At 62.8% G+C, this 14,599-nt stretch carries 14 protein-coding genes; 3 read left to right on the top strand and 11 right to left on the bottom strand.

The genetic code is table 11. From position 1 onward, the window contains the following. Nucleotides 1-47 precede the first annotated feature (47 nt). The 3 genes from ACVW1C_RS30870 (at nt 48) to ACVW1C_RS30860 (ending at nt 1,699) form a co-directional block, all read left to right on the top strand. Nucleotides 48-572 (top strand): thiamine pyrophosphate-binding protein, encoded by a 525-nt coding sequence (locus ACVW1C_RS30870; protein WP_456761491.1) that lies wholly within the window; start codon nt 48-50, stop codon nt 570-572. A gap of 71 nt (nt 573-643) precedes the next feature. Then, nucleotides 644-1,195 (top strand): thiamine pyrophosphate-dependent enzyme, encoded by a 552-nt coding sequence (locus ACVW1C_RS30865; protein ID WP_456761490.1) that lies wholly within the window; start codon nt 644-646, stop codon nt 1,193-1,195. 177 nt (nt 1,196-1,372) lie between these two features. Beyond that, complete coding sequence (locus ACVW1C_RS30860) at nt 1,373-1,699, top strand: hypothetical protein (RefSeq protein WP_456761489.1); 327 nt, start codon at nt 1,373-1,375, stop codon at nt 1,697-1,699. Nucleotides 1,700-1,765: 66 nt separating this feature from the next. Here the strand turns inward: ACVW1C_RS30860 and ACVW1C_RS30855 are convergent, their stop codons facing one another. From ACVW1C_RS30855 to cofC, 11 genes are all read right to left on the bottom strand, one after another. Then, a complete protein-coding gene (locus tag ACVW1C_RS30855; protein ID WP_456721429.1) occupies nt 1,766-3,163 on the bottom strand; it encodes an NAD(P)(+) transhydrogenase (Re/Si-specific) subunit beta in 1,398 nt (465 codons plus the stop codon). A gap of 43 nt (nt 3,164-3,206) precedes the next feature. Then, complete coding sequence (locus tag ACVW1C_RS30850; RefSeq protein ID WP_456761488.1) at nt 3,207-3,524, bottom strand: proton-translocating transhydrogenase family protein; 318 nt, start codon at nt 3,522-3,524, stop codon at nt 3,207-3,209. 11 nt (nt 3,525-3,535) lie between these two features. Beyond that, nucleotides 3,536-4,660, bottom strand: coding sequence for a Re/Si-specific NAD(P)(+) transhydrogenase subunit alpha (locus ACVW1C_RS30845; protein ID WP_456763221.1), 1,125 nt, complete (start codon nt 4,658-4,660; stop codon nt 3,536-3,538). A 353-nt stretch (nt 4,661-5,013) separates the two neighbouring features. Further along, nucleotides 5,014-5,718, bottom strand: coding sequence for an ABC transporter ATP-binding protein (locus ACVW1C_RS30840; RefSeq protein ID WP_176529642.1), 705 nt, complete (start codon nt 5,716-5,718; stop codon nt 5,014-5,016). Continuing rightward, entirely contained in the window at nt 5,705-6,511 is an 807-nt protein-coding gene (locus ACVW1C_RS30835; RefSeq protein ID WP_456761487.1) for an ABC transporter ATP-binding protein, read from the bottom strand. The genes ACVW1C_RS30840 and ACVW1C_RS30835 overlap by 14 nt, the downstream gene beginning before the upstream one ends. After that, nucleotides 6,508-7,542 carry a branched-chain amino acid ABC transporter permease gene (locus ACVW1C_RS30830; RefSeq protein ID WP_456761486.1) on the bottom strand — a complete coding sequence of 345 codons (1,035 nt, stop codon included), beginning with the start codon at nt 7,540-7,542 and terminating at the stop codon, nt 6,508-6,510. Before ACVW1C_RS30830 ends, ACVW1C_RS30835 begins: the two co-directional genes overlap by 4 nt. Continuing rightward, complete coding sequence (locus ACVW1C_RS30825) at nt 7,539-8,411, bottom strand: branched-chain amino acid ABC transporter permease (protein WP_456656969.1); 873 nt, start codon at nt 8,409-8,411, stop codon at nt 7,539-7,541. Before ACVW1C_RS30825 ends, ACVW1C_RS30830 begins: the two co-directional genes overlap by 4 nt. 111 nt (nt 8,412-8,522) lie before the next feature. Next, nucleotides 8,523-9,686: an ABC transporter substrate-binding protein gene (locus tag ACVW1C_RS30820; RefSeq protein WP_456761485.1), complete on the bottom strand. Its 1,164-nt coding sequence runs from the start codon at nt 9,684-9,686 to the stop codon at nt 8,523-8,525. Nucleotides 9,687-9,963: 277 nt separating this feature from the next. Beyond that, nucleotides 9,964-11,454, bottom strand: a complete 1,491-nt coding sequence (locus ACVW1C_RS30815) for a pyridoxal-phosphate dependent enzyme (protein ID WP_456761484.1) — start codon at nt 11,452-11,454, stop codon at nt 9,964-9,966. Next, complete coding sequence (gene cofH, locus ACVW1C_RS30810; protein ID WP_456761483.1) at nt 11,442-13,901, bottom strand: 5-amino-6-(D-ribitylamino)uracil--L-tyrosine 4-hydroxyphenyl transferase CofH; 2,460 nt, start codon at nt 13,899-13,901, stop codon at nt 11,442-11,444. Before cofH ends, ACVW1C_RS30815 begins: the two co-directional genes overlap by 13 nt. After that, complete coding sequence (gene cofC / locus ACVW1C_RS30805) at nt 13,901-14,593, bottom strand: 2-phospho-L-lactate guanylyltransferase (protein ID WP_456761482.1); 693 nt, start codon at nt 14,591-14,593, stop codon at nt 13,901-13,903. Before cofC ends, cofH begins: the two co-directional genes overlap by 1 nt. Nucleotides 14,594-14,599 lie beyond the last annotated feature (6 nt).

Below are 14,599 nucleotides of genomic sequence, written 5' to 3'. Positions count from 1 at the left end.
TGCGATTAGCCTGCGCGCCACGTTGGTTGAAATCATGGAGGCAGTCGATGACGACATCGACGGAAGTTTTAGAGGCCCATCGGCCGTCTGCCGTTCTCGATACGCTCAAGCGTCTCGGTTTCGGCACCGTCGTCTCCGTCCCCGACAGCTGGCTCGGCGAAATCCTTATTCGCATCGACCAGGAGCCGGGCATGACGCTGGTGCGCGCAACGCATGAAGAGGAGGCGCTTGCGATCGCTTGTGGAAGCCGGCTCGGTGGCGTTCGCACCGCCCTGCTTGTGCAGAATGCCGGCGTGCTCAGCATGGGTGCGGGCATGGTGTCGCTCGCACAGCGTTATCAATTTCCGCTTCTAATGCTGGTGTCCTACCGCGGCACGCCCGATGATCCGGTCTTCTATCATGTGCCGAAGGGCCGAGCGACGGAGCCGGTCTTCCGCGGCATCGGCCTCGCCCATGCCTGCACCGACCGATACCGCCCGATCGGTCCCCAGGTCGAACATGCCGCAACCTATGCGGAAGAAGCCTCATGTCCGTTTGCCCTGCTCATGGGTCGGGAGGATATCCAGTGGTGACCAATGCACGACCGACCCGGGCGGATTACTACAGAGCGCTTGCCGGCAGTCTGCCGTCCCGCGCGCTCGTCGTGACGTCGCTCGGCAATGCTTCGTATTTGTGGGCATCGCTGCATCACGCGCCCGAAAACTTCTACTTCGAAGACGCCATGGGACTGACACTCCCCCTGGCGCTGGGCCTGGCGCTCGCTCAACCGGATCGTCCGGTCATTGCTGTCGAAGGCGATGGCGCCCTGCTCATGCATATGGGCGCGCTCGTCACGATTGGTGCGATGAACCCGTCAAATCTCACCATTCTCCTGATCCAGAACGGCGTTCACGCAGCTTCAGGTGGCCAAGCCTTGACCAACGCGACGCTCGATCTGGCACAGCTGGCGCGCGCCTCGGCAATCAAGCACGCCGAGAACCTGAATGCGCCGAGCGCACTCGCCGCCGGCATCGCCGCGGCCGAAAGGCGCGATGGCGTCGGAGTCCTGGTTCTGGCGACGGTGCCCGACATCGAAGTCGTGCGGCCGCCGATCCCACTCGATCCGGTCGCGACAAAACATCGCTTCATGGCTGCGATCGAGGCACCACGTTACATCCCGACGCTGTTCGGCGGCGGGAAGCTCGAGCGCCCCTAGTCGACCAGCACTTCCCTTGCACAGATCCATGGCGGTCGGCTTCGTTGCCGAAGCGGGCTGCTCTTTTCAGCGGTCCGACATACCACTAGGCCGTCGGACGACGCTGCGATCTTAGGCACGGGACGTCGAAACTTTGATCTTGTCGGTCGTCCATCACATAGTGTGATGTATAGGACCATGGAGTATTTGCTGGTTTGCTCGCTCTTGATGAGGACGACGACAACGATGCATCGCAACCAGGACACATTGCGGATCGATGTGGCCGCGTCGATTTCCGTCGGCATCGTTATTCATTTCAATGACGACGGCTCCCCGGTCCAGCCGAATAAGTTTGGTGAGACAGCGGCTGTAAATCATCCGCAACACGGCGAGCGTCGAATGCCAGTGCCTCAGGCCTTGCTGATGTGGATTTGCTCGTCATCCGGTGAGGCATGGCCGTCCCTCGAGCTCATCCTGGGCGGCACGCTGTCGCCGCGGGACCCGGTCGGGTCTGGCGCTTCATAGGTCATCTGCTTCCGGCTTAGCCAATCGCAAGGCCCTGACACAGGTTGGCGCCATTCGCCGAGTGCCTTACATCGCCTTGACGATGTTCTCGGTGACTTTCTTGGCGTCGCCGAGCAGCATCATGGTGTTGTCGCGATAGAACAGCGGGTTGTCGATGCCGGCATAGCCGGAGGCCAGCGAGCGCTTGATGAACATCACGGTGCCGGCCTTCCAGACCTGCAGCACCGGCATGCCGTAGATCGGCGAGGTCTTGTCCTCTTCCGCGGCCGGGTTGGTGACGTCGTTGGCGCCGATCACGAACGCGATGTCGGCCTGGGCGAACTCCGAGTTGATGTCCTCGAGCTCGAACACCTCGTCATAGGGCACGTTGGCTTCGGCCAGCAGCACGTTCATGTGGCCGGGCATGCGGCCCGCCACCGGGTGAATGGCGTATTTCACCTCGACGCCTTCCTTCTTCAGGAGGTCGGCCATCTCGCGCAGCGCGTGCTGGGCCTGCGCCACCGCCATGCCGTAGCCCGGCACGATGATGACCTTGGAGGCGTTCTTCATGATGAAGGCCGCATCGTCCGCCGAGCCGAGCTTGGCCGGCTTCTGCTCGCCCGAGCCGCCGCCGGCCGCCGCGGTCTCGCCGCCGAAGCCGCCGAGGATCACCGAGATGAACGAGCGGTTCATCGCGTGGCACATGATGTAGGACAGGATCGCACCCGACGAGCCGACCAGCGCGCCGGTGATGATCAGCGCCGAGTTGCCGAGCGTGAAGCCGATGCCGGCCGCGGCCCAGCCGGAGTACGAGTTCAGCATCGAGATCACGACCGGCATGTCGGCGCCGCCGATCGGGATGATCATCAAGACGCCGAGCGCCAGCGCGATGATGGTGATCAGCCAGAAGTCGAGCGCGCTGCCCGACATCACCAGGCCGACGATGAAGAACACCAGCGCCAGCGCCAGCACGATGTTGATGACGTGGCGGAACGGCAGGATAATCGGCGCGCCGCTCATCCGGGCCGACAGCTTCAGGAACGCGATCACCGAGCCGGTGAAGGTCAGGGCGCCGATCGCAACCCCGAGCGACATCTCGACCAGGCTCTGCGGATGGATGTTGCCGGGCGTGCCGATGTCGAACGCCTCGGGCGCGTAGAACGCGCCGGCCGCGACCAGCACCGCGGCCATGCCGACCAGCGAGTGGAACGCGGCGACCAGCTCGGGCATCGAGGTCATCGGCACCCGGCGCGCGATGACAGCGCCGATGCTGCCGCCGATCGCGATCGCGACGATCACCAGCAGCCAGGCGATGCCATCGGCCGGCGGATGGCTCGCCAGCGTGGTGGCGACCGCGATCGCCATGCCGATCATGCCGAAGAAATTGCCCTGGCGCGACGATGCCGGGCTCGACAGGCCGCGCAGCGACAGGATGAACAGCACCCCCGCCACGAGATACAGAACAGCAGCCAGATTGGCGTTCATCTCAGGTCCCCCTTTGTCTTCGTCACCCCGAGGTGCACGCCGCTCACTTGGCTTTCTTCTTGTACATCGCCAGCATGCGCTGGGTGACCAGGAAGCCGCCGAAGATGTTCACGCAGGCGAAGATCAGCGCCACGAAGCCGAAGCCGCGGGCCCAGCCCGATCCGCTCGACACCATGCCGACGCCGACCGCGAGCAGCGCGCCGACCACGATCACCGAGGAGATCGCGTTGGTCACGCTCATCAGCGGGGTATGCAGCGCGGGGGTCACCGACCACACCACGAAATAGCCGACGAGCACGGCAAGAACGAAGATCGACAGCCGGAACACGAATGGATCGACGGCCTGCGCGAGATGCTCCATGGCTTCTCTCCTTACTTCGGCTGGAAGTTGGGATGGATGACGGCGCCGTCTTTGGTCAGCGCGGTGGCCTTCACCAGCTCGTCGTCCCAATTGACCGCGAGCGCCTTGCTGGCCTTGTCGACCATCGTCTCGATGAACGAGAACAGATTGCGCGCATACAGGCTCGAGGCCGAGGCGGCGACCCGGCCGGCGACGTTGGTGTAGCCGACGATCTTGATGCCGTCGGTCTCGACCACCTCGCCGGGCCTCGCGCCCTCGACATTGCCGCCGCGCTCGACCGCGAGATCGACCAGCACCGAGCCCGGCTTCATCGATTTGACCATCTCGCCGCTGACGAGCTTCGGCGCCGGACGGCCCGGGATCAGCGCGGTGGTGATCACGATGTCCTGCTTCTTGATGTGCTCGGCGGTCAGCGCGGCCTGCTTGGCCTGGTACTCTTTCGACATCTCCTTGGCGTAGCCGCCGGCGGTCTGCGCGTTCTTGAACTCCTCGTCCTCGACGGCGAGGAATTTCGCGCCCAAGCTCTCCACCTGCTCCTTGGTGGCGGGGCGCACGTCGGTCGCGGTGACGACGGCCCCGAGCCGCCGCGCGGTCGCGATCGCCTGCAGGCCGGCGACGCCGACCCCCATCACGAACACTTTGGCGGCCGGAATGGTGCCGGCGGCGGTCATCATCATCGGGAAGGCGCGGCCAAAGGCTTCGGCGCCCTCGATCACCGCCCGGTAGCCGGCGAGGTTGGCCTGCGAGGACAGCACGTCCATCACCTGGGCGCGGGTGATGCGCGGCATCAATTCCATCGCAAACGCCGACACGCCGGCGTCGGCCATCGCCTTCAGCGCGGCCTCGTTGCCGTAGGGGTCCATGATCGCGATCACGAGCGCACCGCGCTTGTACTTCGCCAGCTCGGAGGCCTCCGGCCGCTTCACCTTGATGACGATGTCGGCGTCCTTCAGCGCATCGGCGCTGACGGTGGCGCCCGCGGCCGCGAGCTCCGAATCGGGCAGCCCCGACTTGACGCCCGCGCCCGGCTCGACCGCGACCTCGGCGCCCAGCGCCTTGAACTTCTTGATGGTATCGGGCGAAACCGCAACCCGCGGCTCGGACGCATCGATTTCCTTGGCAACGGCGATCTTCACACTCACAGCACCACTCTTGAGAACCAACGAGGTCATTCACCAAATCCGCGATGCAAGCACGGCATATCCCAGAGGATCGTCCTCGATCCCAGGGTGGCCGCCCGCGTCGCAGGATTTTCCGGCTTGGCAACGCCGACGCATCAATCGCGCGGCGTCTCCAGCCCAAAGGAGACAATTCCGCCGGGCTCGAAGTCGGCTCATCGTTGCGCAAACTTGACGATCTCAGCACGAGCCTTTCGATCCCGCACCCTCATGAACGACGCGAGAAGCACCAGGCATTCGTCGGAACCCACCTCGTCCCTCGCTCGCGCCGCACCGCCCATGAGAGTCTCGTCATTCCTGCTCACCTGCCGTCATCCACCCAAGTAGGCAGATCGCACATGTTCATCGTCGATGAGATCCTTGCCGCTCCCGGAAAGAACGATCGAACCGGTCTCCAGAAGGTAGGCGTAGTCGCACATCTCAAGCGCCGAGTAGGCGTTCTGTTCGACCATCAAGACCGTCGTCCCGGATTTCCTGATGCTATCGATGATCGAGAACACCTGTTCGACGATGTTGGGCGCAAGGCCGAGCGATGGCTCGTCGAACATCATGAGCCTGGGCTTGGACATGATCGCGCGCCCGATCGCCAGCATCTGCTGCTCGCCGCCGGATAGTGTTCCCGCCACCTGATGCCGGCGTTCGGCCAATCGCGGAAACATCCCGAAGATCCGCTCCCGATCCGCCGCGATCTCCCGACGGTCGGAGCGCAGATACGCGCCCATGTCGAGATTTTCGTCGACGGTCATGTCGGGGAATACCCGCCGCCCTTCGGGGCAATGGGCGATTCCCTTGCTCAGGATTTCCCGCGCCGAGCACTTCGTAATGTCGTGGCCGTCGAACGTAATCCGTCCGGCCGCCGAAGGCAGGATTCCCGAGATCGCCCGCAACGTCGTGCTCTTGCCCGCACCGTTCGCTCCGATCAGAGCGACCAGCTGCCCCTGCCCGATCGACAAGGTGACGCCCTTGAGCGCCTCGACCTTACCGTATCGGCAAACAAGACCATTAATGTGCAGCATGCCGGCTGGCTCCTTCACCGAGATAGGCACGAATGACCTCGGGATTGCCGCGGATCGCCGCAGGCGGCCCTTCGGCGATGATGCGGCCGTAGTTGAGCACGACGATGCGATCGGAGACGCCCATGACCATGGGCACATCGTGTTCCACCAGCAGGATCGACATGCCGCGGCGGTGCAGCTTGTTGAGCAGTTCCATGAACCGGGCGGTTTCCGTCGCGTTCATGCCCGACACCGGCTCATCCAGCAAAAGCATTGATGGGTCTGTAGCCAGGGCAAGCGCAACGCCGAGCAGACGCTGGTCGCCGTAAGACAGCGACCCGGCGATCTCGTCGGCACGGCGCGCGATCCCGACGATCTCGAGCAGCTCATGCGCAAGATTCCTCAACTCCGCCTCCGCGCGCCCTTCGCGCGGTAGCGCGAGGAGCGTGTCCAGCAGCGTCGACCGGCTCCGTCGGTGCAAGCCGATCATCACGTTCTCGAAGACGGTCACGTTCTGGAACACGCTGGTGCGCTGGAAGGTCCGCGCCAGGCCGAGCGACGTGACTTCATGCGGCTTGAGGTTGCTGAGCGAGGTATTCTTGTAGCGCACCTCGCCCTTGGTCGGCCGCAGAAAGCCGGTGATGACGTTGAAGGCCGTCGTCTTGCCGGCGCCGTTTGGTCCAATCAGGCTGACAATCTCGCCCTGGTTGACGACGAAACTCATATCGGTGATCGCCGTCAGGCCGCCGAAGTGCACGGCGATATGTTCAACGGACAGAACCGGCTGCGGATCGGTGGAAGGCATGGTGTTCATGGCGTGTCGTGCATCTTGGCTTGGAGAGGCTCCGGATCGGCGCGGGTGCTAGGCGCTGCGAACCACTTCTCGACGGCAGGGACAATGCCCTTCGGCAACACGAAGACGATGGTGATCATCAGCAGGCCATAGAGGATCCACTGAATCTCGGGGGTAGCGAAAGAACGGGCGGCGACGGGAATGAAGCCGAAGATGAGCCCGCCGACGATGGGTCCCGCGAGGGTGCCCTTGCCGCCCGAGATCACCATGATCACCATCGTGACCGTGTAGAGAAACGCAAACACGTCGGGGTCGATGATCTTGAGGTAATGGGCGTAAAGGCTGCCGGCGGCCCCCGCGATGCCGGCCGAAAAGACCGCGGCCAGCACCAAATAGCGGGTGACGTCGATGCCGACCGAAACCGCGAGCGACTCGTTCTCCTTGAGCGCGATCATTGCGCGCCCGACGCGGGAATGAACCAGACGCTGGATGACGATGTAGGACACCACGAGCACAGCAAGCACGAGATAGTAGTTGGATTGCTTGCTGTAGAAGTCGAGATAGCCAATTCCGGGCACCCCCAGCGTCATCGGTGGGATCGAGGTCAAGGCGAGCGGCCCTTGGGTCAACTCGACCCAGTTTAGCGCGACCAGCCGGACGACTTCCGCAAAGCTGATGGTCACTATGACAAAGTAGGCACCCCGCACCTTGAAGGACAGCTTCCCGACGGCGTAGCCGCAGAGCGCTGCAACCAGGGTTCCGATCACAAACCCGGTCCAGACCGGCCAGGGCTCGTGAACCACACGGATACCGCCGATCAACTCGACATCGAAGCCCAGCGATACGAGAGCGCTGGTATAGGCTCCAATTCCAAAGAACGCGACGTGACCAAGGCTCAGCTGTCCGGTGTACCCGAGCAGGAGATTGAGGCTCATCGCCGCGACAATGAGGATACCCGTCGTGATGAAGGCGTTCAGCAAATACGGATCGTGCAGCCAAAGCGGGACGGATGCGAATGCGGCGAGCGCGATATAGGGGATCAATCGCTTCATCCGATCCGCTCCGCGCGTGCAAAGAGGCCGGTCGGCTTGAAGAGAAGAACGACGATGATGATCAGAAAGCCCATGGCATCGCGGTAGCCCGACGAAACGTATCCGGCACCAAGCTCCTCTGCCAACGCCAGCAAGAAGCCGCCGATGGTGGCCCCGCCGATGCTGCCGAGACCGCCCAGGATGACGATGGCGAAAGCCTTCAGCGAAGCGAGATTGCCCATTTGCGGGGAGATGACGTAGACGGGCCCGAGCAATGCACCCGCCGCTGCCGCGAGGCTCGATCCGATTGCGAACGTAGCCATGTAGATGAACTGGATGTTGACGCCCATGAGCGAAGCAGCATCACGATCCTGGAAGGTGGCACGCATCGCCTTGCCGAGTTTTGTGCGGTTGATCAGGAGATAGGACACGCCGATCAGGGCAAGGGCAGCGCAGAAGACGAACAGGCGCAACCAGGACACCGAAATCGAACCAATGACGAGCGGAAGTTCCGGGAACGGCGTCGAAACTGACTTCGCGACACCACCCCAGATGAACTGCTCACCGTTCTGCATCACGATCATGGCGCCGATCATGACCAGCATGGTCGTATCGATGTCCGCGCCACGCATCGGGCGCAGCAAGACGACCTCGATCAGCGCACCGGCAAAGCAGCCCAGCACGACGGCCACGATCAGCGCAAGGAAGAAGTTCAGGCCGAGCATAACGCCGACGAAATACAGCGCATAGGCTCCGAAGGAGTAGAGCTCACCGTGCGCGAAATTGACCACGCGCATGATGCCAAAGATGAGCGTGAGCCCAATGCCCAGCAGCGCGTAGGTGCTGCCCAGAATGAGCGTGTTGACGATGTGTTGCAGAAGCTCGGTCATGCTGATTTTTTCGGCCGAAAGGCCGCTGATCCTCTCTTCGGAGCATGTTTAATGGACGAGGCAATGCCAAGGCGCCACCAATTATGGTGGCGCCTTCCGCGATCGTCGAGCTCAGGAGCCCGACAGGATGATCTTTTCGTTCTCGATCTTGATCAGATAGAGGTTGGGCATGCTCTGGCCGCTTTCCTTGCCGGTCGGCCCTTGCTTCTGGAACTTGATCTGACCATTCAGGCCGGGAAAGTCGGTCGTCCAAAGCGCATCGGTGATCGCCGCGGGCTCTGCCTTGCCGGCCCGCTGGATCGCATTGGCGATCGTGCGAATTCCGTCGTAGCCGCGGAAGCTCTCGGTCGCGCCGGCGGTCGCATAGCCACGCTTTTTCCACTCGCCGAGGAAATACTTGGTTGCTGCCGGATCCGGGGTCTTGTCCGGATACCAGGGCGCGAAGGTCGTCAGATGCATGGAGCCGTTCGCTGCGGCACCCGCCTGCTCGATCAGCTGATCCGGATTCTGCGAACCACCGGTGGTGACGATGCGCTTGGTGATGCCGAGCGCTGCGGCCTGCTTCAACACCAGGGTGAGCTGCTCGACCGCGGTCGTGACCATGATCGTGTCCGAGTCGGTTGCCTTGATCTTGGCAAGCTGCGCGCTCATGTCCTGTGCGGCCTGATCCATGATCTCCACGAGGCCGACCTGAATGTTCTGGGCCTTCATGATCTTGCCGAAGTCCTCGGCTGATCCACGGCCCCAGTCATTGTTGATGACGAGGAAGTCGGCCTTCTTGATGCCGAGCGACGGCATGATGGACTTGAACTCGGTCGCCTCGACCGACGACGGCGGCGAGATACGGAAGATGTAGGAATTGCCCGACGTCGTGATCTTGCTCGAGGAGGAGGTCTCCACCACCATCGGGACCTTGTATTCCATGAGCTTCGGCATCACCGCGAGCGTCAGGCTCGAGCCCCAGGCGCCCATGATCACAGGCACCTTGTCGCCGGTGATCAGCTTCTCGGCGACGGCCGCGGCCTCCGTCGGATTGCTCTTGTTGTCTTCGATGACCAGCTCGATCTTGCGACCGAGCAAGCCCCCCTTGGCATTGATTTCGTCGGCGGCAATCTTTGCGCCATTCACGACATAGGTACCGGAAGCGGCGAACGGACCGGTGAGCGGCTCATTGACACCGATCTTGATGGTCTGCGCCGCCGCGCCCGTCGCCAGGGCGGTCGACATCGCCGCGGCGAGGGCCGCGCCCTTAATCAATCCGTGTGCTCGCTTCATCTTTCCTCCTGTGCTCGCATGAGCCATGCCTAGGGAACGAAACACCAGTGCAGCGCGCCAGCTTATGGGTGCTGGCCATTCGTCACCGCCAGGATGATCCTATCATCCTATTCTTAGTATCTTAAAGATACTTCTAATCCGTCGTCAAGCAGGCGCCCTGCTGTATTTTTGTTTTCGCGGTGCCCTCATTTGACGCAGCCGCTCATCATTTGCGCGATTGCTTTCGCCTAGACCAATTTCGAAGCTCCTTCGACGGACACGATGCCGCGCGTGTCGATCAAGCGTTCGCCAAATTCGCTTCCTTGTTGAACTCGATGGTGAGTTGATCCCATTCGCCCAGACTGTCCTGAATTTTGCTCCAGAAGGACTGCGAACGGCGCCGCTCGAAATCGGCGACTGAAACCCCCTGCTGCTCGACCCAGGTGTAGTAGCCGAGGTTGAAGACGGCCCGGCGCGAATGCTCCGTCAGCTCAACGACATTGTCGGAGGCGGCGCCGAGCAGGCAGGCGCCGAAGATTTCGGCGGCGTTCACCTGATCAAGGCCACGCGCGTAGTGCTTCTCTTCGAACTGCCTGCGTTCGCTGCCGTACATGGAAGCGCTGTCCGTCGCCACGGTGACAATGGCCTTCTCGGGCCCGTAGTTCATCTGCTTGGCCAGCTTGATCGAGGCGATGATGTTGGCGAGCCCGGAGATGCCGATATGGTCAAAGGCGCGCATAAGCGCGGGTTCGAGACCGCGGCGCGTCTCGAGATAATCCCGGCCCGCTCGCGAGCCGAACAGCAGGTTGAGCTGGTCTGTGGTTAGGTCCGAGACCCCGACGACGAAGTCGAGGTTCATGACATTGTGAATGAGCGGAATGTGCTTGTCGCCGATCCCCTGAATGTTGTGCTCGCCATAGCCATTGTTGAGCATCGTCGGACACTCAAGCGCCTCGACCGCTACGACTTTCGAGCCCCAGCGTCTCTTGAGAAAATCACCCGCGGCGATCGTTCCCGACGATCCGGTTGCCGAGACGAAAGCCGCCAATTCGTGATTGTCGTCCTGGTTGAACGCCTTGAAGGCATCTTCCGCCGCCCGCCCCGTGCATTCATAATGGATGAGGTAGTTCGAGAACGACGAGAACTGGTTGAGAATGACGTTGCTGTCGTCGCGCCTGAGCTCCGCGCACTTGTCGTAGATCTCCTTGACGTTGCTCTCGGTGCCGGGTGTCCGGATGATATCGCCTGGGTCCGTCACCCACTTCTCGAGCCACTCGAAGCGCTCGCGACTCATCCCTTCTGGTAAGACGGCAACGCCGCGACAGCCGAGGATCCGCGAAACGGCGACGCCGCCGCGGCAATAATTGCCGGTGGAGGGCCAGACAGCCTTCTGTTTGGATGGATCGAAGCGCCCCGTCACGAGCTGCTCGATCAAGGCGGCATACGCCGGCAGGACCTTGTGCGCGCCGATCATCGGAAAGCGATCGCCGAGCAACACGATGATCTTGGCATCGACGCCCGATATCTCCTTTGGCAGCACGATATGGCCCGGTACCAGGTCCCTGCCCCTGCGGTCTTCCGCATTGTACCAGTGCATGCGCCAGAGGTTCGCGGCGCTCGGCTCATCCGGCCCGACCGCCGCAATGTCCTCCCATACCCTGGCTGACGGAAGCGGCGGGTGCGCGAGCTGCGAGAAGGTCGGCAGCTTCAGGTTAAGTTTGCGCGCTTGCGCCGCGGCTTGCCGCCAGCCCTTCCTGTCGACAACATTCGGCTCGATTACAAACGCCATTTCCAGTCATCCCTGTTAATCTCACCGCCTCGCCCGGGTCCTTTAGCACCCGCGGATCGCATGCCCGTGCCGGTCTGCCGCTCATGGACCGCGTCAAATGAACGCTGCCTCCGAACGTCATCCGCGACGCCATACGTCGTCGTGCGCTGAAGCGGCACACGGCCTGCCGAAATGATGATCGATTCGAGCGCCTGCGGCGTCATTTCCTGGCCGTGCGAGGCGCCGGCCGACCGCGAGATACTCTCGTCCATCAGCGTGCCGCCGAGGTCGTTAACACCGGCCGAAAGGCAGTGCCGCAGCCCCTCCGGTCCCATCTTGACCCAGGACGCCTGGATATTGGTGATGTGCGGGTTGAGGACGAGGCGCGACACCGCATGCATCAAGATCGCCTCGCGGAATGTCGGCCCCGGTCGCGCCCGGCCCTTGAGATAGACCGGCGCTTCCATGTGAACGAACGGCAACGGCACGAGCTCGGTAAATCCGCCGGTCTCCGCCTGCAAGCGCCGCAGCCGGAGCAGGTGCCTCGCCCAATGGTCGTAACGCTCGATATGGCCGAACATGATGGTGGCCGTCGATCGGAGCCCGATCGAGTGCGCCGTGCGCATGACGTCGAGCCACTGCTGGGTCCTGATCTTGTCCGCGCAGAGCGTCTCGCGTACCTCATCGTCGAGGATCTCGGCGGCCGTTCCCGGCAGCGTGCCCAGGCCGGCCGCCTTCAGCTCCTGCAGGAATTCGGCAACCGAAATGCCCAGCGTGTGCGCGCCTTGATGGATCTCGAGCGGCGAGAACGCATGGAGGTGCATGGACGGGACGGCGCCCTTCACGGCCCGACAGATATCCAGATACTTCTGCCCCGTATAGGAAGGATGGATGCCGCCCTGCATGCACACCTCGGACGCGCCGCGGTCCCAGGCCTCGGTGACCCGCTGCGCAACTTCGGACATCTCGAGGTCGTAGGGACGCCCGCGCAGATTCTCGCTCATCTTGCCCTTCGAGAAGGCGCAGAACTGGCATTTGAAGGAGCAGATGTTGGTGTAGTTGATGTTGCGACATACGACGTAGGACACCACGTCGCCGTTGACGCTGCGCCGCAGTTCGTCGGCCGCCCGGCAAATGCCGGTGAAGTCGTTCTCGTGAGCGCGGAACAGCCCGACGATCTCGCCCTCCGAAAGCTCATCGCCGCGCTGGGCCTTGGCAACGACTGACGTGACCTCGCTGCCGTGCGCGCTGCGCGGAGCGGATTTCAGCCACCCGAGCTCGCGCGATGGAAGCCCACCGATGTGCCCGGGGTGCCAGTCGTCGCTGCGAGGAAATCCATCGCCATCGATGCGATCGAGGACCGACTTCAGCAGCTTGTTGTCGAGCCAGCGCGACGGATAGCGCGCGAAGCTCGGATAGATCGGCAGCCGCTTCTCGAGCCGCTTGCCGGTTGACCGCGTTGCAGCCTCCAGGAGCCGCAGATGCGGCCACGGTGCTTCGGGATTGACGTGGTCCGGCGTAACGGGCGACACGCCGCCCCAATCGTTGATCCCTGCCGCAACGACGCGTCCCAGGGCCGCCGGGCTCAAGTTCGGCGGCGCCTGAATGTTCATCTCCGGCTCGAATATCAGGCGGGCGACAGCGATGGTCCAGAGATGATCGTCCACGGATGGCGCCGGCGCATTAGCCATGCGCGTCCCAACCTTCGGCCGGAAGTTCTGGACGATGATCTCCTGCAGATGCCGATGCGCATCGTTCAGGTCCCGCAGCGCGAGCAATGCATCGATCCGTTCGGCCCTGGTCTCCCCGATGCCGATCAGGATTCCGGATGTGAGCGGAATGGCCTGCTCACCGGCAGTCTTGATCGTCTGAAGCCTGACGGCGGGCACCTTGTCCGGCGATCCGAAGTGGGGGCCGCCCTTCGCGCAAAGCCGATCGGACGCGGACTCCAGCATGATCCCCTGCGAGACCGATACCTTGCGCAGCATGGCCAGGTCGAGCTCGCTCATGATCCCGGGATTGACGTGAGGGAGCAGGCCGGTTTGCTCGAAGACGGCCCTGGCGACTTCGGCGAGATACGACAGCGAGGATTCGTGGCCCAGCCTTGTCAGCTCCTCACGCGCGACGCGGTAGCGAAGCTCGGGCTTGTCGCCGAGCGTAAACAGCGCCTCGTGACAGCCGGCCTCCTTGCCCGCCTTGGCGATGGCGACCGCCTCCTCGATCGAGAGATACGGCTTCACGTTCGAACGCGGCGCGTGGGCGAACGTGCAGTAGTGACAGACATCGCGGCAAAGCTGGGTGAGCGGGATGAACACCTTGGGCGAATAGGTGATGACATCGCCGTGCGCGGCATCCCTTCGCCTGGCGGCGGCCATTAGGAGTTCATCAATGTCAGCAAGATCGATCAGCTCGTAGGCTTCGCTTCGGGACAGGCGGCGGTCGAACGGGAGATTCAAGACGGACGTCATCAGAACAGCCTCACGGGAACGGGATGGTCGTCGATGCCGAAGCGCTCGGCAATTTTGAGCTCATCAAGAAACGAACCTGTCGTTCCGAGGTCTTGCGACGAGACCAGATACGGACCAAAATCGATTGGGCAGTCGATGTCCTTGCCGATGCCATGCGACTTGAACACGCTGCAGCTCAGTTGTCGCTGCCGCGCCAGAGCACGGTGCGCGCGGAAACTGTCTTCGCCAAATCGAGGCTCCAGCATGTCGGGTGACCGCATCGCCAGGGCATTTGTGCCGCCGTCGTAAAGTGCGGGTACGAGCACGATCGGCGTGTGGTCCAGCAACCGGATGACGTGGTCGAAGTCCTCCGGACGGGCGAACGGAATATCGGCGGGGACGACAAGAACCCGCCGCCCGCATGGTTGCAACGCATCGAGGCCACGTCGCACCGCGGCATTGACGCCGGTCTCGACCTCATCAAAGATCATGGCCGCGCCGAAGCGCTTGGCGATCGCAAACGCTTCCGGATCGGCGCTCACCACGGCGATGCCGGCCAGCGAGCGCGTATCCCGCAGGTTTCCGAGAACATCGCACAACATGGCTTGCGCCAGCTGTGTGCGCTCGGTCGCCACCAGGATGTCGCCCAGCCTGCTCTTTGCTTGACTGAACCGCTTGACAGGCACCAGGGCCCAGGTTACCGAATCGTCCATCGCTTC

The sequence above is a fragment of the Bradyrhizobium sp. USDA 4011 genome (assembly GCF_054063415.1).
This window is presented reverse-complemented; position numbering and strand designations above follow the sequence as displayed.

Bases quoted from the DNA above. Each gene is read 5' to 3' on its own strand.
- ACVW1C_RS30870 (WP_456761491.1), top strand. From the start codon at position 48: ATGACGACATCGACGGAAGTTTTAGAGGCCCATCGGCCGTCTGCCGTT.
- ACVW1C_RS30860 (WP_456761489.1), top strand. From the start codon at position 1,373: ATGGAGTATTTGCTGGTTTGCTCGCTCTTGATGAGGACGACGACAACG.
- ACVW1C_RS30855 (WP_456721429.1), bottom strand. From the start codon at position 3,163: ATGAACGCCAATCTGGCTGCTGTTCTGTATCTCGTGGCGGGGGTGCTG.
- ACVW1C_RS30850 (WP_456761488.1), bottom strand. From the start codon at position 3,524: ATGGAGCATCTCGCGCAGGCCGTCGATCCATTCGTGTTCCGGCTGTCG.
- ACVW1C_RS30840 (WP_176529642.1), bottom strand. From the start codon at position 5,718: ATGCTGCACATTAATGGTCTTGTTTGCCGATACGGTAAGGTCGAGGCG.
- ACVW1C_RS30835 (WP_456761487.1), bottom strand. From the start codon at position 6,511: ATGAACACCATGCCTTCCACCGATCCGCAGCCGGTTCTGTCCGTTGAA.
- ACVW1C_RS30830 (WP_456761486.1), bottom strand. From the start codon at position 7,542: ATGAAGCGATTGATCCCCTATATCGCGCTCGCCGCATTCGCATCCGTC.
- ACVW1C_RS30825 (WP_456656969.1), bottom strand. From the start codon at position 8,411: ATGACCGAGCTTCTGCAACACATCGTCAACACGCTCATTCTGGGCAGC.
- ACVW1C_RS30820 (WP_456761485.1), bottom strand. From the start codon at position 9,686: ATGAAGCGAGCACACGGATTGATTAAGGGCGCGGCCCTCGCCGCGGCG.
- ACVW1C_RS30815 (WP_456761484.1), bottom strand. From the start codon at position 11,454: ATGGCGTTTGTAATCGAGCCGAATGTTGTCGACAGGAAGGGCTGGCGG.
- cofH (WP_456761483.1), bottom strand. From the start codon at position 13,901: ATGACGTCCGTCTTGAATCTCCCGTTCGACCGCCGCCTGTCCCGAAGC.
- cofC (WP_456761482.1), bottom strand. From the start codon at position 14,593: ATGGACGATTCGGTAACCTGGGCCCTGGTGCCTGTCAAGCGGTTCAGT.